The following is a 23,011-nucleotide window of genomic DNA, read 5'->3' as shown; positions in this document are numbered from 1 at the left end:
TCACCTCAATTTCAGCCCGGCCTGCTTCTCCATGCTGCGCAACGTGCCGAGCGGAATATCGCGCTTCGGGTGTGGAACGGTAACGCGCCCTGGCTTGTGAGGATGCCTGAATTGAAACGTGGCTGCCTTTTTGGCCCACTTCGATCCAGCCATCCTTGCGCAGCAGCGCGATTACCTCGGCGCTTTTCATCGTTAAAGTCTATACACATCAATACACAACATCAAGTTCGATGCGCGCCCAAGGAAACCTTTCGGAAATCCTTGGGTCGGATACTTCTCCTCGATTCGACAGGAGAGATTCCCATGGCCCAATCGCGCGGAAAATCACGCTCACGGCGCAAGAGCGGCAAGCGGGCGTCGGGCGGCTCCAATTCGTCGCTCTGGCCCTGGCTCGCTATGCTCGGCGTGATCGGCGGCGGTATTGCGCTCCACGACAATTCGGCCGCCGCGCGCCGTTTCGTGGCGGGCCTCACGGCCGGAAAGCCGGTGCAGGTTGCTGCGAAGCCGACATCCGCTCCCGACAGGCCGGTTCCGCCGAAGCCCGTGGCCTCCGCCTCCCGCCGTCCGGTGACGCCGAAGCCGGCGATGCAGCCGGACCAGAGCCATACCGCTGCGATCATCCCGCCGGCGCCTATCGGCAAGCCGATCGCGAACGAGGTTTCAAAACCGCCCGAAACGCCGAAAACGGATGAACGGCTCGCCGGCGCCTACCAGGCGAAATTCTTTCTCTGCGGTTCGGCCAAGCAGGACGATTGCGTCGTCGCCGCCGACCGTTTCGTCTTCCACGGCCAGAAAATCCGCCTCGTCGGCATCGAGGTGCCGAATATCAAGAAACCTGCCTGCGAGGAGGAGCGGATCAAGGCGAGCGATGCGGAACTGCGCGTGCGAGCCTTCCTCGATTCCGGGCCGTTCGAACTCACTACCTGGCAGGGCAACGACGCGGAAATCGACGGCCACAAGCTCAGGCAGGTGACGCGGAACGGCATCTCGCTGTCGGATGTTCTCGTTCGCGAAGGTCTTGCGCGCAAACCGGGAGCGAAAGGCGGCTGGTGCTAAGCCGCTCACCCAGCGCCGAAGTCAGAACGGCACGTTCGCGAGAATGTTGCGGTCGATCGTCTGGATGTCCCGCTTGCCGCAGAGCGCCATGGTGATGTCGAGCTCGTTGCGGATGATTTCCAAAGCCGTCGTGACACCATCCTTGCCCATCGCGCCGAGGCCATAGAGGAAGGGCCGGCCGATATGGGTGCCGCGGGCGCCGAGCGCCACCGCCTTCAAGACGTCCTGGCCGGAGCGGATGCCGCCGTCCAGATGCACCTCGATCCGGTCGCCGACGGCTTCGACGATCTTCGGCAGCATGCTGATCGAGGAGGGCGCGCCGTCGAGCTGACGTCCGCCGTGGTTGGAGACGATGATCGCGTCGGCGCCGGTATCGGCTGCGGCGCGCGCATCCTCCTCATCCAGAATGCCCTTGATGATCATCTTGCCGCCCCAGAGGTCCTTGATCCAGCGGATGTCGTCCCAGGAAAGCCTCGGGTCGAACTGCTCGGCCGTCCAGGCGCCGAGCGAGGAAAGGTCGGAGACGTTGCTCGCATGGCCGACGATATTGCCGAAGCCGCGGCGCCTGGTGCCGAGCATTTCCAGGCACCAGCGGGGCCGGCTGACGAGCTGCATGGCGCTGTTCAGCGTCCATTTCGGCGGCGCCGACAGGCCGTTGCGGATGTCCTTGTGGCGCTGGCCGAGGATCTGCAGGTCGGCGGTGACGACGAGGGCCGAGCATTTCGCCGCCTTGGCGCGGCCGATCAGCCGCTCGATGAAGCCGCGGTCCTTCATCACGTAGAGCTGGAACCAGAAGGGCTTGGTCGTCACCGAGGCGACGTCCTCGATCGAGCAGATGCTCATGGTCGAGAGCGTGAAGGGAACGCCGAATTCCTCGGCGGCCTTTGCCGCGAGCATCTCGCCGTCGGCATGCTGCATGCCGGTCATGCCGGTCGGCGCGAGCGCCACGGGCATGGCGGTCTTCTCGCCGATCATCGTGGTTTCCAGCGAGCGGTTGGTCATGTCGACCAGCACGCGCTGCCGCAGCTTGATCCTGGAAAAGTCTTCCTCGTTCGCGCGGTAGGTTCCTTCGGTCCAGGCGCCGCTGTCGGCATAGTCGAAGAACATTTTCGGCACACGACGCCGTGCAAGGGTCTTCAGGTCGGCAATGGTCAGCGGCTTGGACATCGTATCGTTTTCCTCCGGAATGTTGTCGGAGAACTACCACATCCAAGGCATATCGCCAGCGGATTCATCCGCTTAAGCCGGTGTTTTTGGAAGGCGGGTTCGGGCGTCGGGGCTGCCCCTAACGGGCGATGCGACAAGCAGCAGGATGAGCCCAACTCGTCGCGGGAGTGGGGGTTCCATCACATCGGTTTCGAGACGGGGCTCGGTCAGCGCAGGTGGCTTCATCGACTCGCCTTGAAAGGTATGTTATTTAGCGCTCAAATCAGTACCGGAAACCGTTCAAAATTCAGTCTCATGGAAGCGCGCTATGCAACGCATCGAAGCTGAGGTCGCCGTCAGCGTCTCCGATCTGAAGAAGAACCCGACAGGCATCGTCGAAAGTGCTACGGGCGCGCCCGTTGCCATTCTCAATCACAATCGGGTCATGGCCTATATGGTGCCTGCCAGCACTTACGAAGCGATGATCGATGCCCTCGACGACCAGACGCTCGTCGAGATCGCCAAGACACGGGCAGGAGAAAAGGGCGTGCCGGTCAATCTCGATGACCTATAGGCTGGAATTCCTGCCATCCGCACGCAAGGAATGGGATAAGCTCGGCGCGACGCTCAGGGAGCAATTCAAGAAGAAGCTGGCGGAGAGGCTGTCGCGTCCGCGCGTGCAGGCGGACGCGCTCCAAGGGATGCCCGATCATTATAAAATCAAGCTTCGCTCGGCCGGATATCGGCTGGTCTATCGCGTGGAGGACGAGAGGATCACGGTTGTCGTCGTCGCCGTCGGCAAGCGTGAGCGTTCCGAGATCTACAAGGTTGCGAAGAAACGTTGAAGTGGCCAGCAGCGCAAGCTTGTCGGGGGATCAGGCTGCATCCTTCTGCGAACGAACGGGTTGAATCAGCACCTCCGCCGGAATGCCCAGCTCGCTGTGCAGCCGACGGATCATCTCAAGCGAGAGGGGACGCTTGCGGTTGAGGATTTCCGCAACCCGGCCACGGCTGCCGAGTATCGGCTCCATGTCCTTGCGCGACAGGCCCTGCTGCTCCATGCGGAAGAGGATCGCGTCGATCGGATCGGGCAAGTCGACCGGATAATTGGCGCTCTCATAGGCTTCGATCAACGTCGCCAGCACATCCAGCCGATCTCCTTCCGGGGTTCCGCTCTCGGCGTCCCAGAGAGTTCCGAGGAGCGCCATGGCTTCCTCGTAATCTGCTTCTGTGCGAATAGGTTTCAACTCAATCATGGTCCACCGTTGCGGCGTCGATGTTATCGTAATCGCGGTGCGTGCCGATCCATTTGATCCAGACGATCGATCGCTTGAAATCCACTGCCGTGATCAGCCGATAATCGTTCCCCTTGATGTTGAACACGACACGCTCTGCGTTGACGATGCTCGCATGCGCATAGCGTCGCTTGATGTCAGCGGAAGATCTCCATTCAGCCTTGCTGACTTCATGAAACCACGAGTCAAGCGCCGCTTTCAGAGCAGGTCCGCCTTTCCGGCCATTAGGGCTTTCGGCGAAAAGTTTCAATGTCCGCCGGGCTATTATTCTCATGGAAGGCTATCATGCTCCCGAATCGGGTGCAAGCAATCGGTCTTTCATCGCTTCCCCCGCCACATAAGTCTCCACCACGGCGCGGTCGTCGCCCATGGTCTGCAGCAGGAAGAGCTCTTCGGCCAAGGTCTTCACGGTTTCCATGCGCAGCTTCATCGCCGGCGTTGCGGCGGCGTTCAGCACCACGACGTCGGCGTCGGTGCCGGGCTCCAGCGTGCCGATACTGCCTGTCATGGAGAGCGCCTCGGCATTGCCGCGGGTCATCAGGTAAAAACTTTCGAGCGGGTTCAGCCGCTCGCCCAAAAGCTGCTGGATCTTGTAGGCCTCGTCCATCGTCTTCAGCATCGAATAGGCGGAGCCGCCGCCGATATCGGTCGCCACCGCGACGCGCACCGGCTTTTCCCGCCGCATCAGCGCCTTCATCGGAAAGAGACCGGAGCCCAGGAAGAGATTGGAGGTCGGGCAGTGGACGGCGACGGCGCCGGCTTCCGAGAGTGTGTCCGCCTCACGCTCGGAGAGATGGATCGCGTGGCCGAGCAGCGTCTTCGGCCCCAGCAGTCCGTAATGGGCGTATATGTCCGTGTAGTCCTTCGCCTGCGGATAGAGTTCCAGCGTGTAGCGGATCTCCTCGTGGTTCTCGGAAAGATGCGTCTGGATGAAGAGGTCCGGAAACTCCTCCGCCAGCGCCTGGGCGGCCTTCATCTGCGCCGGCGTCGAGGTGATGGCGAAGCGCGGGGTGATCGCCACGTGGTTGCGCCCTTTGCCGTGCCAGTCGGCAATGACCTGGCGCGTCTCGTCATAGCCCATCTCGGGCGTATCGAGCAGGCCCTGCGGCGCGTTGCGGTCCATCATCACCTTGCCGCCGACCATGCACATGCCGCGCTTCAAGGCTTCGGCGAAGAAGGCATCGGCGGATGTCTTGTGGACGGAGCAATAGGCGACCGCCGTCGTCGTGCCGTGGCGCAGGAGCTCGTCGTAGAAATGTGTCGCGATGCGGGCCGCATGCTCGCTTTCGACGAAGCGGCATTCCTCCGGGAAGGTATAGGTGTTCAGCCATTCCAGAAGGTCGGCGGCATAGGACGCGATCACCTGCATCTGCGGAAAATGCAGGTGCATATCGATGAAGCCCGGCAGGATCAGATGCGGCCGGTGGTCGATCTCCTCGATCTCTTCCGGCGCCTCGGCCCTCACCGCCGCATAGTCGCCGGCCGCGACGATCTTGCCATCCGCCAACAGCAGCCCACCGTCGTGCTCATAGCTGTAGCTGTCCGTATCGGTCAGGCCGAGCGGCGCCCGTTTGAAGGAGAGGAGCCGTCCCCTGATCAGCTTATTGGGGATCAGTTTTTCGGTCATTCGGATATCGCGCTTTCATACCAGGCCGTGATGAGCCTGCGCTCCTCCGGCGAAATGCCGGTGACATTGCCGGGCGGCATGGCGTGGCTCAGACCCGCCTGGATATAGATTTCCCGCGCATGCGCGGCAATCTCCCGGTCGGTCTCCAGCTTTACCGATTTCGGCGTGAAAATGACGCCTTCATAGACGGGCTCGGCCGCGTGGCACATGGAACAGCGCGCCTGGATCACATCCCGCGCCGCGCCGAAATGGGCGTTGCTCGCGAATTTCTGCTGGATCGGCGTCATGGAAGTCTCCGTCTCGCCGGTCAGCACCTTCGGCACGGTCGAGAGCCAGATGATGACGATGAAGAGGATGACGGTCGCGAGCCACGTCCAGGTGGGCCGGCCCTTCCGCGCATGCGTCGTGTTGAACCAGTGCCTGATCGTCACGCCCATCAGGAAGACGAGGGCTGCGATCACCCAGTTGAAATAGGTCGCGAAGGCCAGCGGATAGTGGTTGGACAGCATGAAGAAGATCACGGGCAGCGTCAGGTAGTTGTTGTGCAGCGAGCGCTGCTTGGCGATGACGCCGTATTTCGGGTCCGGCGTGCGGCCGGCGATCAGGTCCGCCACCACCACCTTCTGGTTGGGGATGATGATGAAGAAGACATTGGCCGACATGATCGTCGCGGTAAACGCGCCGAGATGCAGGAAGGCGGCGCGGCCGGAAAAGACCTGCGTGTAGCCCCAAGCCATGGCGACCAGCACGATGTAGAGCACGATCATCAGGCCCCAGGTGTTCCTGCCGATCGGCGACTTGCAGAGCTGGTCGTAGATCACCCAGCCGAGCGCCAGCGACGCGACCGAAATGCCGATCGCCTGCCAGGGAGTGAGGTCCAGCACGGTCCGGTCGATCAGGAAGAGGTCCGCGCCGCCGTAATAGACGATGCAGAGCATCAGGAAACCGGAAATCCAGGTGAAATAGCTCTCGTATTTGAACCAGGTGAGGTGCTCGGGCATCTCGGCCGGCGCCACCAGGTATTTCTGGACATGGTAGAAGCCGCCGCCGTGCACCTGCCATTCCTCGCCATGGACGCCAGGCGGCAGATGCGGACGCTTCACGAGCCCGAGATCGAGCGCGATGAAATAGAAGGACGAGCCGATCCAGGCGATCCCGGTGATGACATGGAACCAGCGGGCGGCGAGACTCAGCCATTCCCAGGCGACGGCATATTCATACATTCAATCTTCCCCTTTTTGCCCCCCGACTCGTCACTCTGCGAAAAAAAATCACAAGAGGAAAGGGATTATCGCTGGGTACATTTTTGTTCCCCTGACGGAACCGATCATGAAGCCTTCGAGTTCACCTGCGCGTGATCCTCCAACTTCACCAATGTAGAATGTTCTTACTTGTGCATTGCAATAATTGGGGTTAGCCGGCTAAGGCGACTCACGTATGATGACAGATGCAAGTCAAACCGGTGAAATCCGGGTATTGCGTGAAAGCTCGCCGGGGGTGGCATCATCAACGGAGACTAAGCTCATGCGTGGTATTCTGACAGGTGTGGTGATTGCGTTTGCGTCTTGCATGAATATCGGTCCGGCGGCGGCCCATGAGGCCCATAGCCCGACCGGCGTCACATGGAAATACGATGGTTTCTGCTGCAACGGCGACAACCATTCCGGCGACTGCCAGATGATCTCGACGAAAAACGTCAAGGTCACCAAGGGCGGCTACGAAATTTCCCTCGGTCCAGGCGATCACAGGCTGATCACCCGCCCGCACCATTTCACCTTGCCGCAAAGCCAGGCGCGCCGCAGCCAGGACGAGGAATATCACCTCTGCCTTTATCCGACCGAAGATACGCTCCGCTGCTTCTACGCGCCGGACATGAGCTATTGAAAACGGTGATCGGAAACCGGTAGGCGGTTTTCCGTCCGGAAGTGCGGCGGACAGAAAACTGGCTGACTAGTTCGGTATGGTCTTGAGCAGGAAATCGCGGAAGGCCCGGATCTTCCTGGAATTCCTGCGGGCTTCGGGGTAAACGAGCCAATAATCGGTGCCGTCGTCGCTCAATAGGTCGAACGGCTGGATCAATCGCCCGAGCGCCACATCGTCGGCATAGAATTCGGGCCTCAGAATGGCGACGCCCTGGCCGGCAATGGCCGCCGCCGCCTCGAAAGCCTGAACGCCGAATTTGCTGCTCGGACGCCCGCCGAGGTCCACGTCCGGCATGCCCGCTGCCGTAAACCAGATGCGCCACCACGGATCGCCGGGATCGATGATCCGGAGCTTCAGAATATCTTCAGGCGTTTTCACGCCGCCGACCGTCGCCGCAAGGTCAGGGCTCAGCATCGGCGTGAAATGGCTCTTCATCAGGAAATGGGCGCGCAGCCCCGGCCATTCCCCCTTGCCGGTGCGGATCGCCACGTCGGCTTCGGTTCGTGAAAAGTCGATGACCTCCTGCGAGGTCTCAAGCCTCACCGCGATCCCCGGATTCTCCAGTTGGAACGTTCCGAGATAACGCGCCAGCCAGCGGGAGGCGAAGGTCGCCGTCGAATGGATGATCAGCGTGCCTTCCGACGTGTCGCTGAGATTGGTGACCGCCTCGGTGATGATCGAAAAGGCCTCGGTGATCTTCGGCGCCAGGCGCTCGCCCGCGTCGGTGAGCGAAACCTGCCGTGGCCGGCGCAGGAAGAGCTGTTCGCCGATCGTGTCCTCAAGCAGTTTGATCTGATAGCTCACCGCCGTCTGGGTCAGCCCCAGTTCCTCTCCCGCCCTGGTGAAACTCATCTGCCTGGCGGCGGATTCGAACACGCGCAGCGCATTCAGCGGGAATTGCCTCGACATCTTCATAGATAAGCTCTCTTGATCCATGGTGGCGGTAATTCGATTGGATTACAGCCATTTGAAGGCGCAAATTACCCCTACATCGATCAAATGAAAACGGGGTATCCCGAGGAGACAGGAGATGTTTTCGACTCTCAACCTCACCTTCGAACGGCTTCTGCCGGGGTTCGCTTTTGCGGACATGATCCGCCGCCGGCTGGCGGTGCGCCGGAATGGTCTCGATCTCGAGGAAATGCCGGAATCCTGGCAGCGCGACATCGGCCTGATGGACGGCCGCGACCGGCGCGGGTCATCCGACGAGGGCGCCTTCCGCGCCGCCCGGCTCATCTATTCGCAGCGGAATCTTTAAGCGCCACCGTGGGCGCCTTACGCGGCGGGTGGCGTCTCGACCGCCTTCATCGCCGGATCCTGGGCGAGAGCCGACTGGAGCCAGACGTGGAACGCCTTGATCTTCGGCGCGTTGCGGCGCGCCGGCTGATAGACGAGCCAATAGATCTTGCCGTCGCCCACGCAGAGATCGAACGGCTGGACGAGCCGTTCCGTCGCCAACTCATCGCCGAAGAAAAACGGACTGAGCATGGCGACACCGTGACCCGCGATCGCGGCCTTCGCCTCCAGGTCGAGCGCGCCGAGGGCGTTGAGGGTGGTGCGCCTGATCGGCGCGGGATCGATCCCCGCCGCTTCGAACCACTCCCGCCACCATCCTCTGGTATCGGAAATCCAGGGCAGCCTCAAAAGGTCCGCCGGTTCCCGGATGCCGCCGGCGCTTTCCGCCAGCCGGGGCGCCAGCATCGGGGAGTATTCGAGCCGCAGGATGGGATGGCAGATCATGCCGTCCAGGGGCTCGGAGGCTATATGAATGGCGACGTCCGGCGCCGTGCGCTGCTGGTCGGTGGCATCCATCTGGCGCAGGAGGCGGACCGCGATCTGCGGATGTTGCGCCTGGAAGGCGACCAGTCGCGGCGAGAGCCAATGGGAGGCGAAGGTCGGCGGCGAATGGATCTCAAGGGTTTCGTCGGCGATGCTGCGGGCCGATTGCACCGCGTCGCCGAGCAGCGTGAACGCCTCCGTCACCTTGGGCAGCAGGCGCCGGCCGGTTTCGGTCAGTTGCAGCGCCCGCGGTTTGCGCAGGAAAACCGTGTCGCCAAGATGATCCTCCAGAAGCTTGATCTGATAGCTCACCGCCGTCTGGGTCATGCCGAGCTCTTCCGCCGCGCGGGTGAAATTTTCCAGGCGGGCGACCGCCTCGAAGACCCGAAGCGCATGGAGCGGAAACCGGCGCGATAATTTCATCGATAAGCTCTCTTGATCGTGACCGATTGTATTTGAATTGGAATTTCCCGGCAATCGGCTGCATTCATCACCGCATCCATTCAACCTTCCTGTCGATGTGGAGCGATCATGCTGTCCGCAAACGCCTTTCCCATGCCGTTGAAGTCGGCGCGTCCTGGCCTCTTCCGGCGCGGGCTTCTCCGGTTTTTCCGCCGTCTCCTCCGGCCCGCGCGGCCGCGGGTCCCGATGCTGCCGGACGATCTGCGCGGTGATGTCGGGCTTCCGGAAGCTGCGCCGGAAAGCCGCGTCGAAGCGTTCTGGAAGGTAAGGCGCCGATCAGGCGCTCGGGACCTGCCGCTTTGACCGCTGTTCCTGCCGCACGGCATAGGTGGCAAGCAATTCGGCGGCGACAAGTGCTGCGATCACCGCCGGGCGCTTGTCCTTCACCGCGCCGCCGCCGATCGGCAGGACGAGCCGCGAGAGCATCGTGTCGTCGCCGCCTTCGCGTTTCAGCCAGCGGGCAAAGGTGGCGCGCTTGGTGGCCGAGCCGATCATGCCGACATAGGCGAGGTCCGCCCGCGCCAGCGCCCGGCCTGCGATCATGAAATCCAGCGCATGGTCGTGGGTGAGGATGATCGCCGCGCCGTTCGCGGGAATCTTTTCCACGAAGGATTCCGGCATGGCGGTGAGGTGCCTTTCCGCGTCCGCGGGAAGGTCTTCCAGCGCCTCGGCGCGCGTCTCGATCAGGGTGACCGCGAAGGGCAGGGGGGCGAGCGCCCTTGAGAGCGCCCGGCCCACATGGCCGGCGCCGAAAAGATAGATGGCAGGCCGGTCTTCCTCTTCGCTCCTCAGCCGACTTTCCAGCGTCTCCGCCAGCGCCGACGTCATGAGCTGGAAATTCAGCAGCGTGCGTCCGCCGCAGCACTGGCCGATCTCCGGCCCGAGCGGAATGTCCATCACGCTCTCGCCGCCGCCCGCGAGCATGGCGCGGGCATTGTCGATCGCCATATATTCGAACTGCCCGCCGCCGATCGTGCCCCAGATGGCGTTTTCCGTCACCAGCATGAAGGCTCCCGCCTCGCGCGGGGTGGAGCCCTTGGCTTGCGTGATCTCGACGAGGATCGAGCGGGGGTGGGCGGCGAGGAAGGTGGGGAGGGGAAGGTCAGGCATGGCGGCTCGTCCCTCCCAAGCAAGTCCCCCTCTGGCCTGCCGGCCATCTCCCCCACAAGGGGGGAGAAAATATGCCGCACCGTTCTTCCCTTCCGATAACGGAAAAGCCTCGGCAGCTTTCCATGTTGTTTTTAGAAGCGGGGCATTGCCTCTTGGTCTCTCCCCCCTTGTGGGGGAGATGGCCGGCAGGCCAGAGGGGGTGTTTTTTCCAAACACCTGCATATGCGGCAACCGCGGCCATCATAACGCCTTCAGCCGCTCCACAGCCATCAGAACGCGCTCCGGCGTCGCCGGGGCGTCGAGCCGCGGGCAGACCTTGTAGTCGGCCACGCTCGCCACGGCCATGGAGATGGCCTCGAACACCGAGATCGCCAGCATGAAGGGCGGTTCGCCGACCGCCTTGGAGCGGCCGATCGTCGGTTCGGCATTCTCCGACCATTCCGCGAGCCTGACGTTGAAGACCTTCGGCCGGTCGGAGGCGAGCGGGATCTTGTAGGTGGACGGCGCATGGGTTCTGAGCCGCCCCCGGTCGTCCCACCAGAGCTCCTCCGTCGTCAGCCAGCCCATGCCCTGCACGAAGCCGCCTTCCACCTGGCCGATGTCGATCGCCGGATTGAGCGACTTGCCGACGTCGTGGAGGATGTCGGTGCGCTCCACCAGGTATTCTCCGGTCAGCGTGTCGATCGCCACTTCCGAAACTGCGGCGCCGTACGCGAAATAATAGAAGGGCCGCCCGCGCCCGGCCTTGCGGTCCCAATGGATCTTCGGCGTCTTGTAGAAGCCGGTGGCCGAAAGCTGCACGCGATCGTAATAGGCGGCCCTGACGAGCGTGTCGAAGGGAACGATCTCGCTGCCGATCCGCACCCGGTTCGGCAGGAACTCTACCTTTTCGCGCGCCACCTTCCATTGCCGCACGGCGAACTCGATCAGCCGCTCCTTGATCTGGCGGGCCGCGTCATAGGCCGCCATGCCGTTGAGGTCGGAGCCGGAGGAGGCTGCGGTGGCCGACGTGTTCGGCACCTTGCCGGTGGTCGTCGCGGTGATCTTCACCCGGTCGATATCCACCTGGAACGTATCGGCCACGACCTGCGCCACCTTGGTGTAGAGGCCCTGGCCCATTTCGGTGCCGCCATGGTTCAGGTGGATCGAGCCGTCCTGATAGATATGCACCAGCGCGCCTGCCTGGTTATAGGCGGTCATGGTGAAGGAAATGCCGAATTTCACCGGCGTCAGCGCGATGCCCTTGCGGATCACGGGACTATCGGCATTGAAATCGATGATCGCCTGTCGCCGGGCCTGATAGTCGGACGAAGTCTCCAGCTCCTCGACAAGGCGGGCGACGATATTGTCCTCGACCTCCTGGTGATAGGGCGTCACCGTCCGCCCGGAGCCCCGCTGACCGTAGAAATTCAGCTTGCGGATATCGAGCGGGTCCTTCCCGACCGCATAGGCGATCTCCTCGATGATCCGTTCGCCGCCGAGCATGCCTTGCGGCCCGCCGAAACCGCGGAATGCGGTGTTGGAGACGGTGTGCGTCTTGAGCGGCTGCGAGGTGAGGCGCACATGCGGATAATAATAGCTGGAATCCGCATGGAAGAGGGCGCGGTCGGTGACCGGGCCGGAAAGGTCGGCGGAAAAGCCGCAGCGCGCCGCATAGGTGGCGTCGACCGCATGGATCAGGCCGTCCTCGTCGAAGGCGACGTCGTAATCGACGCGGAAGTCGTGCCGCTTGCCGGTGGCGACCATGTCCTCGTCGCGGTCCGGGCGGAATTTCACGGCGCGCTTCAGCTTCCTGGCGGCGACCGCCGCAAGGGCTGCGAACTGGTTGCCCTGCGTCTCCTTGCCGCCGAAACCGCCGCCCATGCGCCGTGTCATCACCGTCACCGCATTGTTGGCGATGCCGAGCACATGCGCCACCATGTGCTGCACCTCGCTCGGGTGCTGGGTGGAGGACCAGACGGTCACCTCGTCGTCCTCGCCGGGGATCGCCATGGCGACATGGCTTTCGAGATAGAAATGCTCCTGGCCGCCGATATACATGTGGCCCTGGATCCTGAGCGGCGCCTTGTCGATCTCCGTTTCCGGCTCGCCGCGCTTCAGCGTCATCGGCTCGACGACGAAGGGGGCGCCGTTCTCGCGCGCGCCGTCGATATCGGTCCAGTGAGGCAGGTCGCGGTATTCGATATGCGCGAGCTTCGCCGCCCGGCGGGCTTGATCGCGGGTCTCGGCGATCACGGCGAAGATCGGCTGGCCGTGAAACTGCACTTCGGTGGTCGCAAGCAGCGGCTCGTCGTGCTGGCCGGTCGAGGCGACGTCGTTGAAGCCCGGAATGTCGTCCGCCGTGATGACGGCGACCACGCCGGGCGCGGCCTTCACTGCGGAAAGGTCGATCGAGACGATTTCCGCATGCGCCCGGTCGGAGAGGCCGAGACCGCCGTGGAGCGTGCCGGCGGGCTCGGGAATGTCATCGATATATTCGGCCTGTCCGGTGACGTGCTTATGCGCCGAATCATGTTTCAGAGAGACATGCATCCGGCCGTCGATGACGTGCTTCGTTTCGAAGGTCGACTTGTCCATCAGAGGAGACCTCCTGCGTTGCGGGTCAAAACCCCTCCCCAACCCCTCCCCACAAGGGGGAGGGGCTTAACCGCCATGCTCACCCGCAGCTTTTGCAGGAAGGTCGTGCAACGGGTTTTCTCCCCCCTTGTGGGGGAGATGGCCGGCAGGCCAGAGGGGGACTTTTTTGATATCCTAGCCATCACGCCTCCTCCAGTTCGAAGCGGCGCAGCTCCTGGCTCTGGCCGGCGGTTTCCAGGAAGAAGCGGGTCAGGAGGTTCTTGGCCGTCAGGCTGCGGTATTCGGCACTCGCCCGCCAGTCGGTGAGCGGCGCGTAATCCTCGTCGAAGAGGTCGCGGACTGCAGAAACGACGCCCCAGCTCCAGGGGTGGCCGAAAAGTGCCTCTTCCACATGCTTCGCGCGTTTCGGCGTCGCCGCCATGCCGCCGAAGGCGATGCGGATCTTCGCCACCTTGCCGTCGCCGTCGAGCGTCAGATGGAAAGCGCCGCAAAGCGCCGAAATATCCTCGTCGTGGCGCTTCGAGATCTTGTAGACGGCGAAATGGCTCCCTTCGACCGGGCGCGGCACGAAGACCTTCTCGACGAATTCGATCGGCAGCCGGTCCTGCTTGCCATAGGCGATGAAGTAATCCTCGAGCGGGATGGTGCGGCGGCCGGCATGGGTGCGCAGCGTCAGTTCCGCGCCCAGCGCGATCAGCGGCGGCGGCGTGTCGCCGATCGGCGAGCCGTTGGCGATATTGCCGCCGATCGTGCCCATGTTGCGCACCTGCTGGCCGCCGATCCGGTCGATCAGCCGGCCGAACGGCGGGATTTCGTCCGACAGGACATCGAAGGCCTGCGTGTAGCTTACCCCGGCGCCGATCGTGATGCCCGTCTCGTCCGCGGTGACGGACTGCAGTTCGGTCAGGTGGTTGATGAAGATCACCGGGTCGAGCTGCCGCATCTGCTTGGTGACCCAGAGACCGACATCCGTGGCGCCGGCGACGATCGTCGCTTCGGGCTCTTCTGCCAGAATGTCGGCAAAGGCTGCGGCGGAGGCGGGCACGATCGAGCGCGCGCCGTCCTTCTCCACCACGATCGTGTCGACCTCCGCATGGATCGACCAGAGCTTCGCCATGATCTGGATGCGGTCGCGCTCCAGCGGATCGAAGAGCGAGCTCGGCCGGTTTCGGGAAACCTGCTCGGCTGCCTTCACGATCGGCTCGTAGCCGGTGCAGCGACAGAGATTGCCCTGCAGCGCGCTCTCGATATCGGCCCGCGTCGGTTCGCCGTTCGAAAGCCACAAGCCGTAGAGCGACATGACGAAACCGGGCGTGCAGAAGCCGCATTGCGAGCCGTGGCAATCGACCATCGCCTGCTGCACCGGATGCAGCTCGCCGTCGCGCCCGGCAAGATGTTCGACCGTCACCACATGGGTGCCGTGCAGGGAACCCAGGAAACGGATGCAGGCGTTGACGCTTTCGTAGCGCAGGCCCTGTTCCGTCAGCCGCCCGACCAGCACGGTGCAGGCGCCGCAATCGCCTTCCGCACAGCCCTCCTTGGTTCCTGTCAGCCGCCGCCTCAGGCGCAGATAGTCGAGAAGGGTTTCCGTCGGCCCGAAATTTCCAAGGGTGACCTCTTCTCCGTTCAGGATGAAGCGGATGGCTTCGCTCATTTGTCTCCTTCGTCCGCCGTTTCCGGCTTCTGTTCATTCACTTTGCGGCCGCCGGGCGTATCCTCACTGGGCCGTCCAGCCGCCGTCGATCGAGATATGCGTGCCGGTGATGCTTCTCGCCGCATCGCTCGCCAGATAGATGGCGGCGGCCGCCACCTCCTCGATCGAGACGAATTCCTTCGTCGCCTGGAGCCTCAGCATCACCTCGCTCTTGACCTCGGCCTCCGAGATGCCGCGCTCGCGGGCGGTATCGGGGATCTGCTTCTCGACCAGCGGGGTCAGCACGTAACCCGGGCATATGGCATTCACGGTAATCTCGAATTCGGCAAGTTCCAAGGCTGCCGTCTTCGTCAGGCCTAAAATACCATGTTTTGCGGCGACATAGGCGGATTTGAAGGGTGAGGCTGCGAGCGCATGGGCCGACGCCACGTTGATGATTCGGCCCCCTGGGCGCCTCGGGCCGGTCTTCTTCATCAAGGGGATCGCGTGGCGCATCGTATGGAAGGCGGAGGAGAGCAGGATGGCGATGAGCTGGTCCCACTTTTCCGGCGGGAATTCCTCGATCTTCGCCACGTGCTGGATGCCGGCATTGTTGACGAGCACGTCGACCGTACCGAAATTCCTCGCCGCCGTCGCGATCAGGTCCTCGATCTCGGCGGGTTTCGTCATGTCGGCGCCATGATAGAGCACCGTGCCGGAGCTCAAGCCGTCGAGCTCCCTGCGGGTCGCCTCGATCGCATCCGCCGGTCCGAAACCGTTGATGACGACATTGGCGCCTTCGGTCGCAAACGCCCTCGCGATGCCGAGGCCGATGCCGCTCGTTGAGCCGGTGACGACGACGGTTCTGCTCATCCGCTTATCTCCCTGAAATGCCGCGCTCTTATGCGCCGCAACGTATCCCGCAGGTTATGCGCAAATCAGGGAAGGTGGCAATCGGGACGAACGATCTGTCTTCACTCCCGCCAATGTTCGGCAACCCAAGGGGTCGGGCGGATGTAGTGGCGCAGATAGGTGAGCGGCGATTTGTTGTCCCGCCGGGCCGCATCGAAAACCCCCAGGATATGTTCGAGCGGCGTTGCCGCCCGGCCCAGTTTGCCGAATTTCCCTTCCACGGCATTCTGCGGATAGAAGCCACGGGGAAAGAGGACGACCCGGGCGCTGGCAGGCAGCCTCGGCGCTAGGAAGTAGTTCAAGGGCACCGGCCAACGGCAATCCTGCCGGAAATGCAGGACCCAGCGCCGCGGGAAGAACTTGATGCCGCCCGGCGCGTTGCGCGTCACGAATCGCTGTTCGAAGGAATACTTGTCGGCCACGCCCTGCGGATCGGCGCGAAACTTTTCCTGCAGGGACACGAGCTTGCCGACAGGAAAGCGGAACACGGAGGTCTGTCCAAGCCGTTCGAACGGCGTCGTCTGGTTGCGCGCCATCACGACGTCGTTCGCATCGCCGACCTCGAAGAAATCGTCAAGAGACCCGGTGACGACCAGGTCGAGGTCGAGGAACAGGACCGGACCCTGAAGACTGCCGAGCTTCGGACCCCATAGCCGCGCTTTCGGCCAGATGCCCTTGGTCTTCACCGGCATGTTGGGCACATCGAGCGGCGGCAGGTCCTCGCACAGGATCTCCGGGTTCAGGTCGGCCCTGCTGTCGGTGAAGCAGGTGAAGGTAAAGGGGGGCGTGATGTTGCGCTTCACCATCGCATAGAGGCGGTTGATGAAGGGCGGGCCGTATCTCGTGCCCCAGTTGATGCAAATTACCTGTTTCACGCCGCCGCTTGCGGCCAAAACGTCTGCCATGACTTCCGTTCCTGGTTGGCCTCCGTGGCGCCGGACATGCAATCTCCGACGTCAAGAGCTGTCAGCGGCTTTGATCATCATTGTCGCGGGAGGACAACCGCTCTTTGCAAGATCATTGGAGAGAGAAAGTCAAGTGACCTCTTAACCGTACCGATCCTGCCGGATATTGCCGTTCCGACCATTTTCGTTTGACAGGCTTTCCCGGCTTCTGTTCAAAACGTGGCCCGAAGTGCATCGCATGAGCGAGGGAGGAGCGGCATGGCGGGTTATGTTCTGGCGATCGATCAGGGGACGACCTCGACGCGGGCGATCGTTTTCGACGGCGAAATGAAGATCGCCGGCATCGGCCAGAAGGAGTTCACCCAGATCTTTCCGAAACCCGGCTGGGTGGAGCACGATCCGGAAGAAATCTGGGAAAGCGTGCTGTGGACCGTCCGCCAGGCGCTCAAGGAAGCGCGCATCGAAGCGTCCGGCCTCGCCGCGATCGGCATCACCAACCAGCGCGAGACGGTCGTCGTCTGGGAGCGTGAAACGGGCAAGCCGATCCACAACGCCATCGTCTGGCAGGACCGGCGCACGGCTGCCTATTGCGACAAGCTGAAGCGGCAGGGGCTCGAAAAGCTCTTCAACCGCCGGACCGGCCTGCTGCTCGACCCCTATTTCTCCGGCACGAAGCTTTCCTGGATGCTCGCCAACGTCAAAGGCGCGCGGGCGAGGGCGGCCAGGGGCGAGCTCTGCTTCGGGACGATCGACACTTTCCTCATCTGGCGGCTCACCGGGGGCAAGAGCTTCGTCACCGACGCGACCAATGCGTCCCGCACGCTGATCTACAACATCGCCGACAACCGCTGGGACGAGGACCTGCTCGAGACCTTGCGCATTCCCGCCGCCATGCTGCCGGAGGTCAAGGACTGCGCCGACGATTTCGGCACCACCGATGAAAGCCTGTTCGGCGCGGCGATCCCGATCCTCGGCGTTGCCGGCGACCAGCAGGCGGCGACCATCGGCCAGGCCTGTTTCGAGCCGGGCATGCTGAAATCCACCTACGGCACCGGCTGCTTCGCCGTCCTCAATACCGGCAAGGACATGTGCCGCTCGAAGAACCGGCTGCTGACCACGATCGCCTACCGGCTGAACGGCGAGACGACCTATGCGCTGGAGGGATCGATCTTCATCGCCGGCGCCGCGGTGCAGTGGTTGCGCGACGGGCTCGGCATCATCGAGAGAGCGTCCCGGACCGGCGAATTGGCCGAGGAGGCGGATCCCCAGCAGGAAGTCTATCTCGTGCCCGCCTTCACCGGGCTCGGCGCGCCCCATTGGGACGCGGAGGCGCGGGGCGCGATGTTCGGCCTTACCCGCGCCACAGGCCCTGCGGAGTTCGCCCGCGCGGCGCTGGAAGCGGTCTGCTACCAGACCCGCGATCTGCTCGACGCCATGCGGAAGGACTGGAGGAATTCCAACGGCGAGACGGTACTGCGCGTCGATGGCGGCATGGTCGCCTCCGACTGGACGATGCAGCGGCTTTCGGACCTGCTCGACGCGCCCGTCGACCGGCCGACGATCCTGGAGACCACGGCGCTCGGGGCTGCCTGGCTGGCGGGCTCGAAGGCCGGCGTCTGGCCCGACCGGAAGGCTTTCGCCAGGAGCTGGGCGCGTCAGCGCCGATTCGAGCCGAAGATGGACGAAAAGACCCGCGCGGCGAAAATCCGCGGCTGGAAGGATGCCGTGAAAAGGACGCTGACCAACGGCTGATCCTTTATTTCCGGTTAACCATCAGCCAAGAATTTGAATTAAATCCAAAAGCGCCATGTTCGCACCACCTTCCTTGCCTTATCTTTCCCCGCGACCCGGAGAGGGGTGATCATGTTGAGAATTCCGCATATCCTGGCCTTCCTGCTGCTTTTGAATTCCTTCGTCCTGATCAGCCGGACGGCGGAAGCGGGTTACGCGCATTTCGTCTACGATGCCAGGAGCGGGCGGGTCCTGGCTTCGGAAAACGCCGATACGCTCAACCATCCCGCATCGCTCACCAAGATGATGACGCTCTACATGACCTTCGAGGCGCTGCGCGACGGACGGCTCGGATGGGACCAGGAAATCGTCATGACGCCGAACGCGGCGCGCAAGGTTCCCTTCAAGCTCGGCGTGCCGGCGGGGCAGACGATCACCGTGCGGGAGGCGGTGTATGCCATGGCGGTGCGCTCGGCCAACGACGCGGCGGCGGCGATGGCGGACCATCTCGGCGGTTCGGAGGAGCGCTTCGGCGCGATGATGACGAAGAGGGCGAAGGCGCTCGGCCTGCGCAGGACGGTGTTCCGCAACGCCTCCGGCCTGCCCGAGAAGGCGCAGGTGACGACGGCGCGCGACATGGGCATGCTGGCGCTGGCGCTCATCCGCGATTTTCCCAGGGAGTATCAGCTGTTTTCGCTGCGCTCCTTCGAGTTCCGCGGCAGGAGGATATCCGGCCACAACAACCTGATGTACCGCTATCCGGGCATGGACGGCATCAAGACCGGCTATATCAACGCGTCCGGCTACAACATCGCCAGCGCCGTCGATGTCAACGGAAGGCGGGTGATCGGCGTCGTCCTCGGCGGCAAGACCGCACGCAAGCGCGACGACCGGATGGCGGAGCTTCTCGACCAATACGTCCCGGGAACCGGTGCGGCGCCCGGCGGCCTCATCGCCTTCGAGCAGCAGAAGCGGCCGGGCGAGGGCACGGTGCCGCTGCCGTTCACGACCCCGCGCAAGGAGATCACGCTCGCCAATCCTCCCGCCGGAACGGCGGTCGCCAGTCTCGGCCCGACGCCCCCGGAACCCGTCGGACCGCTCTGGCGCATCCAGATCGCCGCCGCCGGCAGCCGCGAGGCGGCCTCGGCCCTGCTCCAAAGGGCGCTGCCGCTGCTTTCGGAAGGTTTCGGCCCGGTCGCTCCGAGCGTCGAGAGCTACGCGGATGGTGGAAGGGAGTATTTCCGGGCGCGTTTCGTCGGCTTTGCGGACCGGGATGCGGCCACGCGCGCCTGCTCCGCCCTGCAGGCGAAGTCGATGAGCTGCTTCGTGGTGCGATAGCGCCGCGTCATTCGATCGTCTCGCCGGGATAGACGCCCCAGAGCGACCCCTGTTCGACGAAACCGCCGAGACGTCTCTCCTGCAGCGAGGCCCGGCACCAGCTTCCATCGCAATGGATGAGGTCCAGCCGGACTTCCGGCGAGAGGCGTGCGACGATGCGGGCGTTTCGCGAAGGGGCAGTGCGAAGCGGGATGGGCTGCTTCACCCACGGCCCCACCACGGCGGTGCGATTGCCCGACAGCAAGGGCGCGTACATCCATCCGGTATTGCCTTCATGGTCGCGCACCCGTCTCCAGTTTCCGTATTCCTCGGTGATTTCGAGCGGCAGCCCGCGCGCGGAATAGACCCAGGCCGTCGGGTAATCCGTGGAAGGGCCGACGCGCATATGCGCCCTGGCGGCCTTCAGCGAGACGAAGCGGGGGATCGGAAAGCCGGTTTCCCGGCCTTTCTTCCAGCCTTCGTTGAAGGCGGGCTTGGCCTGCAGGGGCTGGCCGATGGCAACGGGGAAGAGGAAGGCAAGCGCGGCAAGCGCCGAGGGGATGAGAGTTTTGGGTTTCATTGATCCGACGAGGCTGACGAGCGGCCGGGTGGTCCGGCCGGTTGGCCGGCATTGAAGTCGGCGAGGGTTGCCGGAAGGTTAATTTCCCCGGCAACCCGAAAGACCGGCAGTCACGATGGATTGATCGCGAAGCTCAGTCCTTCACCGGAGCGTTCATCGCCCAGGAAACGCCGAACGGATCGTTGAGCTGGCCGTAGCGGTCGCCCCAGAACATCACCTGCAGGTCCAGGGTGACGGTCAGCCCGGCATCAACGGCGCGCTTCCACCAGAAATCGATGTCGTCGACTGGCAGCAGCACGGTGAAGGCCTGCGGCTTTTCGAGCGGGTAGCCATAGTCCGGATAGGGATCGCTCAGCATCAGCGAGCTGCCGTTGATGTAGAGGTGGACATGCATCGTCCGCCCCTGCTCGTCGAGCGGGTAGAAGGATTCGATCGTCGCGCCGAAGGCCTTCTTGTAGAATTCGGCGGCCTTCATCGCGCCGTCAACCTGCAGATAGGCGACCAAGCCGCCGCGGACCGGCGATTGCGCCTGGTTTTCGTTCGTCTGAGCTGTCGCGTTCATGGAAATTCCCTCCTTGTTCGATCGAGGTCCGGATTGAACCTCACCAAGGACGGATGCCGGGATCGAATTCCGACAGACGCGAACAAAAATCGGATAAAGTAGAATGGTGCCGCAGCCTAGAGGTGCCATTGAACTGTTATAAATTCTATCTATCGTGGCGGTGGAAAGCGGTATTCGGGGGGCGGGTAATGGCTCGGTTGGATCGACTGCGGGAGGCGCGTCTTGTCGTGCAGCGCGCTGCCGTGGAGCGTTATCAACAACGCACCGGCGAACGCGAGGAAAACAAGCGAAAGATCGCCGAGGAAGGGCCGGGTGCGGCGGACAGTCCCGAACGCCGGATGACGTTCCGCCGGCGTCAGTCGTGCATCAACCGGCTGCGGTCCGGCGCGGCGCCCCTGCCGTTCGGCATCGAGCGCAAGATGGGGGCGACGCTGGATTTCGTAGACGTCGTGCCGAGCGACACCGCCCGCAAGGCCGGCCGGTCCGTCGCCCGGATCGCCGCCTTCGGCGGCAGCGACATCGAGCTCGAAGGGTTCGCGACGGGTTTCATCGTCGCGCCCGGCCTGCTGATGACGAACTGGCACGTGTTCCCGGCCGAGGCGGATTGCCGGAACTGCGCCGCGAACTTCCTTTACGAGAAGACGGAGCGCGGCCTGGAGCGCGGCATCGTTTTCGAGATCGATGCCGACCGCTTCTATGTCAGCGACCAGAAGCTCGATTTCGCCGTCGTCGCCGTGAAGCCGAGAGCGATCACCGGCGAGGCGCTTGCCGATCTCGGACAGAACACGCTGATCGAGGCCACCCCGAAAATCCTCAAGGGTGATCCGGTCAACATCATCCAGCATCCGGAAGGCGGGCCGAAGCAATACGCCATTTCGCAGAACCGGCTGGTCGACATCCTCGATGCGGAAGGCTTCCTCCATTACGAGACCGACACGCTGGAGGGCTCTTCCGGCTCGCCGGCCTTCAGCGAGAACTGGGAACTGGTCGCCCTGCATCATGCCTCCATTCCGCAGATGCGCAACGGCCGCGTGGTCGCCCGCGACGGCAGCTTCTGGACGAAGAACATGGGCGACGACAAGGTCCATTGGATCGCCAACGAGGGCGCCCGCGTCAGCGCCATCGTCAGGCGGCTTTCGGCCATGTCCCTGCAGGATGTCGCCAGGCAGCAGATATTGAACGGCCTCCTGGCGACCACGACCGATCCGGTCCAGGAGGCTATGGATGCAGTCGGCGGCCAGGAAACGATTGCGAACGTCGATCTCGGCGTTTCCGGGCCGGGACCGCTATCGGCGGCGCAGGGGACAGCACAGGGGATACAACAGGGGGGAAGCATCATGGCGGGCGTGCAATTCACCTTCACCGGGCCGGTGACGATCAACGTGAATGCGGGCGGCGGTCCCGTATCCGTCCTACCGCTTCCCGTCACCCCGCCCGAACTGCCGAAGGCGGAGGAGCGGTCGATCCGCTTCGATCCCGATTACGACGCCCGCGGCGGTTACGATCCGGATTTCCTCGGCGGCGGCATTTCCGTGCCGGCGCCCTCGGTTGCCGAGGAGCGCCTGCACGAGATCCTGAAAGACGAGGACGGCAAGCCGCTTATCCTGAGATACCACCATTTCGAGCTGATGATGAACAAGCCGCGCCGGCTGCAGATGTGGTCGGCCGTTAATGTCGACTACGATCCCGAGTATAAGTCCGAGAGGAGCCGCGAGGACTTCGGGCGGGACCGCTGGATTCCGGATCCGCGCATTCCCGCCGCAGCGCAGATATTCGACGCGGATTTCTACAAGCCGGCCGGCAATATCGACCGCGGCCATATGGTCCGGCGCGAGGACAACGCCTGGGGCGAGACGGAGCTGGAGATCGAGTTCGCCAATTCCGACACGTTCCACTGGACGAACTGCACGCCGCAGCACGAGGCCTTCAACCAGTCCACGCCAGGACAATACAATCGGACCTACAAGCAGATAGAGGGCCTGTGGGGCGCCTTGGAAAACCATATCCAGCAGAGCCGCAAGGACGGCGACACGAAGGCATGCATCCTGGCGGGGCCGATCCTCTCCGGCGAAGACCCTTCCGCCGATTTCGGCCGCGGCACGATCCAGTATCCGATCGAGTTCTGGAAAATCGTCTGCGTCGCCGAAGGTCCGAAGGACGCCAAGCAGCTGAAAGTCTTCGGCTTCATCCTCAGCCAGAAGACCGTGGTCGACCGGTTCGGGATCGAGCGCTTCGGCCCCGGCCGCTTCCAGCGCCACCAGGTGCCGCTTACGGAGATAGCATCCAAGGCGGGCGTCGTCTTCGACAAGGAGCTTCTCGACCACGACACCATGGCGGGCCAGCAGGCCGTCGATGTCGCGAACCTCTCGGACGTCCGCGGGCTCGGCTGATCCAGC

Annotated in this window: 22 protein-coding genes and 1 pseudogene; 8 read left to right on the top strand and 15 right to left on the bottom strand. The window is 63.3% G+C overall.

The features are described from left to right. Positions 1–190, bottom strand: a pseudogene (locus tag ACMGE0_RS06090) (type II toxin-antitoxin system HicA family toxin). Positions 191–303: 113 nt separating this feature from the next. Here ACMGE0_RS06090 and ACMGE0_RS06085 point away from each other — a divergent pair. Beyond that, complete coding sequence (locus tag ACMGE0_RS06085; RefSeq protein ID WP_436814959.1) at positions 304–1,056, top strand: hypothetical protein; 753 nt, start codon at positions 304–306, stop codon at positions 1,054–1,056. Between the two features lie 21 nt (positions 1,057–1,077). On the opposite strand, the gene ACMGE0_RS06080 is transcribed toward ACMGE0_RS06085, so the two are convergent. Beyond that, complete coding sequence (locus ACMGE0_RS06080; RefSeq protein ID WP_436814958.1) at positions 1,078–2,223, bottom strand: alpha-hydroxy acid oxidase; 1,146 nt, start codon at positions 2,221–2,223, stop codon at positions 1,078–1,080. Positions 2,224–2,530: 307 nt separating this feature from the next. Between ACMGE0_RS06080 and ACMGE0_RS06075 the strand changes: the two genes are divergently transcribed. Both ACMGE0_RS06075 and ACMGE0_RS06070 read left to right on the top strand, forming a co-directional pair. Beyond that, the gene (locus ACMGE0_RS06075; protein WP_436814957.1) at positions 2,531–2,776 is read left to right on the top strand and encodes a type II toxin-antitoxin system Phd/YefM family antitoxin; all 246 of its coding nucleotides are present in this window, start codon (positions 2,531–2,533) and stop codon (positions 2,774–2,776) included. After that, positions 2,766–3,047: a type II toxin-antitoxin system RelE family toxin gene (locus ACMGE0_RS06070; RefSeq protein WP_436814956.1), complete on the top strand. Its 282-nt coding sequence runs from the start codon at positions 2,766–2,768 to the stop codon at positions 3,045–3,047. The genes ACMGE0_RS06075 and ACMGE0_RS06070 overlap by 11 nt, the downstream gene beginning before the upstream one ends. Positions 3,048–3,077: 30 nt before the next feature. Here the strand turns inward: ACMGE0_RS06070 and ACMGE0_RS06065 are convergent, their stop codons facing one another. Genes ACMGE0_RS06065 through puuD form a run of 4 tightly spaced genes read right to left on the bottom strand, consistent with a single transcriptional unit; the run spans position 3,078 to position 6,347 of the window. After that, on the bottom strand, positions 3,078–3,458 hold the full coding sequence (locus ACMGE0_RS06065; protein WP_436814955.1) for a helix-turn-helix domain-containing protein: 381 nt from the start codon (positions 3,456–3,458) through the stop codon (positions 3,078–3,080). Next, entirely contained in the window at positions 3,451–3,747 is a 297-nt protein-coding gene (locus ACMGE0_RS06060; RefSeq protein WP_436814954.1) for a type II toxin-antitoxin system HigB family toxin, read from the bottom strand. Before ACMGE0_RS06060 ends, ACMGE0_RS06065 begins: the two co-directional genes overlap by 8 nt. A 33-nt stretch (positions 3,748–3,780) precedes the next feature. After that, positions 3,781–5,124: a guanine deaminase gene (guaD, locus tag ACMGE0_RS06055; protein ID WP_436814953.1), complete on the bottom strand. Its 1,344-nt coding sequence runs from the start codon at positions 5,122–5,124 to the stop codon at positions 3,781–3,783. Further along, entirely contained in the window at positions 5,121–6,347 is a 1,227-nt protein-coding gene (gene puuD / locus ACMGE0_RS06050) for a urate hydroxylase PuuD (RefSeq protein ID WP_436814952.1), read from the bottom strand. Before puuD ends, guaD begins: the two co-directional genes overlap by 4 nt. A gap of 301 nt (positions 6,348–6,648) precedes the next feature. Here puuD and ACMGE0_RS06045 point away from each other — a divergent pair, with 301 nt between their 5' ends. After that, a complete protein-coding gene (locus ACMGE0_RS06045) occupies positions 6,649–7,008 on the top strand; it encodes a hypothetical protein (RefSeq protein ID WP_436815076.1) in 360 nt (119 codons plus the stop codon). Between the two features lie 66 nt (positions 7,009–7,074). Here the strand turns inward: ACMGE0_RS06045 and ACMGE0_RS06040 are convergent, their stop codons facing one another. Continuing rightward, the gene (locus ACMGE0_RS06040; protein WP_436814951.1) at positions 7,075–7,962 is read right to left on the bottom strand and encodes a LysR substrate-binding domain-containing protein; all 888 of its coding nucleotides are present in this window, start codon (positions 7,960–7,962) and stop codon (positions 7,075–7,077) included. 115 nt (positions 7,963–8,077) lie between these two features. Between ACMGE0_RS06040 and ACMGE0_RS06035 the strand changes: the two genes are divergently transcribed. After that, positions 8,078–8,305 (top strand): hypothetical protein, encoded by a 228-nt coding sequence (locus ACMGE0_RS06035; protein ID WP_436814950.1) that lies wholly within the window; start codon positions 8,078–8,080, stop codon positions 8,303–8,305. 17 nt (positions 8,306–8,322) lie between these two features. On the opposite strand, the gene ACMGE0_RS06030 is transcribed toward ACMGE0_RS06035, so the two are convergent. From ACMGE0_RS06030 to ACMGE0_RS06005, 6 genes are all read right to left on the bottom strand, one after another. After that, a complete protein-coding gene (locus tag ACMGE0_RS06030) occupies positions 8,323–9,249 on the bottom strand; it encodes a LysR substrate-binding domain-containing protein (RefSeq protein ID WP_436814949.1) in 927 nt (308 codons plus the stop codon). A gap of 315 nt (positions 9,250–9,564) precedes the next feature. Then, positions 9,565–10,398: a xanthine dehydrogenase accessory protein XdhC gene (gene xdhC / locus ACMGE0_RS06025; protein WP_436814948.1), complete on the bottom strand. Its 834-nt coding sequence runs from the start codon at positions 10,396–10,398 to the stop codon at positions 9,565–9,567. A 240-nt stretch (positions 10,399–10,638) separates the two neighbouring features. Beyond that, the gene (xdhB, locus tag ACMGE0_RS06020) at positions 10,639–12,975 is read right to left on the bottom strand and encodes a xanthine dehydrogenase molybdopterin binding subunit (RefSeq protein WP_436814947.1); all 2,337 of its coding nucleotides are present in this window, start codon (positions 12,973–12,975) and stop codon (positions 10,639–10,641) included. Between the two features lie 181 nt (positions 12,976–13,156). Then, complete coding sequence (gene xdhA, locus ACMGE0_RS06015; RefSeq protein WP_436814946.1) at positions 13,157–14,629, bottom strand: xanthine dehydrogenase small subunit; 1,473 nt, start codon at positions 14,627–14,629, stop codon at positions 13,157–13,159. Positions 14,630–14,692: 63 nt separating this feature from the next. Then, a complete protein-coding gene (locus tag ACMGE0_RS06010) occupies positions 14,693–15,481 on the bottom strand; it encodes a 3-hydroxybutyrate dehydrogenase (protein ID WP_436814945.1) in 789 nt (262 codons plus the stop codon). A 101-nt stretch (positions 15,482–15,582) separates the two neighbouring features. After that, positions 15,583–16,425 carry a glycosyl transferase gene (locus tag ACMGE0_RS06005; protein WP_436814944.1) on the bottom strand — a complete coding sequence of 281 codons (843 nt, stop codon included), beginning with the start codon at positions 16,423–16,425 and terminating at the stop codon, positions 15,583–15,585. A 258-nt stretch (positions 16,426–16,683) separates the two neighbouring features. Here ACMGE0_RS06005 and glpK point away from each other — a divergent pair, with 258 nt between their 5' ends. Together glpK and ACMGE0_RS05995 are read left to right on the top strand one after the other, a co-directional pair. After that, the gene (glpK, locus tag ACMGE0_RS06000) at positions 16,684–18,177 is read left to right on the top strand and encodes a glycerol kinase GlpK (RefSeq protein WP_436814943.1); all 1,494 of its coding nucleotides are present in this window, start codon (positions 16,684–16,686) and stop codon (positions 18,175–18,177) included. Positions 18,178–18,288: 111 nt separating this feature from the next. Continuing rightward, positions 18,289–19,494 (top strand): D-alanyl-D-alanine carboxypeptidase, encoded by a 1,206-nt coding sequence (locus ACMGE0_RS05995; RefSeq protein ID WP_436814942.1) that lies wholly within the window; start codon positions 18,289–18,291, stop codon positions 19,492–19,494. A 7-nt stretch (positions 19,495–19,501) separates the two neighbouring features. Here the strand turns inward: ACMGE0_RS05995 and ACMGE0_RS05990 are convergent, their stop codons facing one another. Both ACMGE0_RS05990 and ACMGE0_RS05985 read right to left on the bottom strand, forming a co-directional pair. Then, entirely contained in the window at positions 19,502–20,053 is a 552-nt protein-coding gene (locus ACMGE0_RS05990; protein WP_436814941.1) for an SH3 domain-containing protein, read from the bottom strand. A gap of 133 nt (positions 20,054–20,186) precedes the next feature. Further along, positions 20,187–20,615, bottom strand: a complete 429-nt coding sequence (locus tag ACMGE0_RS05985) for a VOC family protein (RefSeq protein WP_436814940.1) — start codon at positions 20,613–20,615, stop codon at positions 20,187–20,189. Positions 20,616–20,803: 188 nt separating this feature from the next. Here ACMGE0_RS05985 and ACMGE0_RS05980 point away from each other — a divergent pair, with 188 nt between their 5' ends. After that, positions 20,804–23,005 carry a DNA/RNA non-specific endonuclease gene (locus tag ACMGE0_RS05980; RefSeq protein WP_436814939.1) on the top strand — a complete coding sequence of 734 codons (2,202 nt, stop codon included), beginning with the start codon at positions 20,804–20,806 and terminating at the stop codon, positions 23,003–23,005. Positions 23,006–23,011: the final 6 nt, after the last annotated feature.

Origin of the sequence: Neorhizobium descurainiae (genome assembly GCF_051400715.1) — a bacterium.
Lineage (GTDB): Bacteria > Pseudomonadota > Alphaproteobacteria > Rhizobiales > Rhizobiaceae > Neorhizobium.
Note: the sequence above shows the minus strand (reverse complement) of the source record. Positions and strands in the feature narration are given on the sequence as shown.

Coding starts and splice junctions, on each gene's coding strand:
- xdhB (WP_436814947.1), bottom strand. CDS start 12,975: ATGGACAAGTCGACCTTCGAAACGAAGCACGTCATCGACGGCCGGATG.
- ACMGE0_RS06010 (WP_436814945.1), bottom strand. CDS start 15,481: ATGAGCAGAACCGTCGTCGTCACCGGCTCAACGAGCGGCATCGGCCTC.
- xdhA (WP_436814946.1), bottom strand. CDS start 14,629: ATGAGCGAAGCCATCCGCTTCATCCTGAACGGAGAAGAGGTCACCCTT.
- ACMGE0_RS05990 (WP_436814941.1), bottom strand. CDS start 20,053: ATGAAACCCAAAACTCTCATCCCCTCGGCGCTTGCCGCGCTTGCCTTC.
- ACMGE0_RS06005 (WP_436814944.1), bottom strand. CDS start 16,425: ATGGCAGACGTTTTGGCCGCAAGCGGCGGCGTGAAACAGGTAATTTGC.
- ACMGE0_RS06040 (WP_436814951.1), bottom strand. CDS start 7,962: ATGAAGATGTCGAGGCAATTCCCGCTGAATGCGCTGCGCGTGTTCGAA.
- ACMGE0_RS05995 (WP_436814942.1), top strand. CDS start 18,289: ATGTTGAGAATTCCGCATATCCTGGCCTTCCTGCTGCTTTTGAATTCC.
- ACMGE0_RS06085 (WP_436814959.1), top strand. CDS start 304: ATGGCCCAATCGCGCGGAAAATCACGCTCACGGCGCAAGAGCGGCAAG.
- guaD (WP_436814953.1), bottom strand. CDS start 5,124: ATGACCGAAAAACTGATCCCCAATAAGCTGATCAGGGGACGGCTCCTC.
- ACMGE0_RS06030 (WP_436814949.1), bottom strand. CDS start 9,249: ATGAAATTATCGCGCCGGTTTCCGCTCCATGCGCTTCGGGTCTTCGAG.
- ACMGE0_RS06080 (WP_436814958.1), bottom strand. CDS start 2,223: ATGTCCAAGCCGCTGACCATTGCCGACCTGAAGACCCTTGCACGGCGT.
- puuD (WP_436814952.1), bottom strand. CDS start 6,347: ATGTATGAATATGCCGTCGCCTGGGAATGGCTGAGTCTCGCCGCCCGC.
- ACMGE0_RS06035 (WP_436814950.1), top strand. CDS start 8,078: ATGTTTTCGACTCTCAACCTCACCTTCGAACGGCTTCTGCCGGGGTTC.
- ACMGE0_RS05985 (WP_436814940.1), bottom strand. CDS start 20,615: ATGAACGCGACAGCTCAGACGAACGAAAACCAGGCGCAATCGCCGGTC.
- ACMGE0_RS06070 (WP_436814956.1), top strand. CDS start 2,766: ATGACCTATAGGCTGGAATTCCTGCCATCCGCACGCAAGGAATGGGAT.
- glpK (WP_436814943.1), top strand. CDS start 16,684: ATGGCGGGTTATGTTCTGGCGATCGATCAGGGGACGACCTCGACGCGG.
- ACMGE0_RS06075 (WP_436814957.1), top strand. CDS start 2,531: ATGCAACGCATCGAAGCTGAGGTCGCCGTCAGCGTCTCCGATCTGAAG.
- ACMGE0_RS06065 (WP_436814955.1), bottom strand. CDS start 3,458: ATGATTGAGTTGAAACCTATTCGCACAGAAGCAGATTACGAGGAAGCC.
- ACMGE0_RS06045 (WP_436815076.1), top strand. CDS start 6,649: ATGCGTGGTATTCTGACAGGTGTGGTGATTGCGTTTGCGTCTTGCATG.
- ACMGE0_RS05980 (WP_436814939.1), top strand. CDS start 20,804: ATGGCTCGGTTGGATCGACTGCGGGAGGCGCGTCTTGTCGTGCAGCGC.
- xdhC (WP_436814948.1), bottom strand. CDS start 10,398: ATGCCTGACCTTCCCCTCCCCACCTTCCTCGCCGCCCACCCCCGCTCG.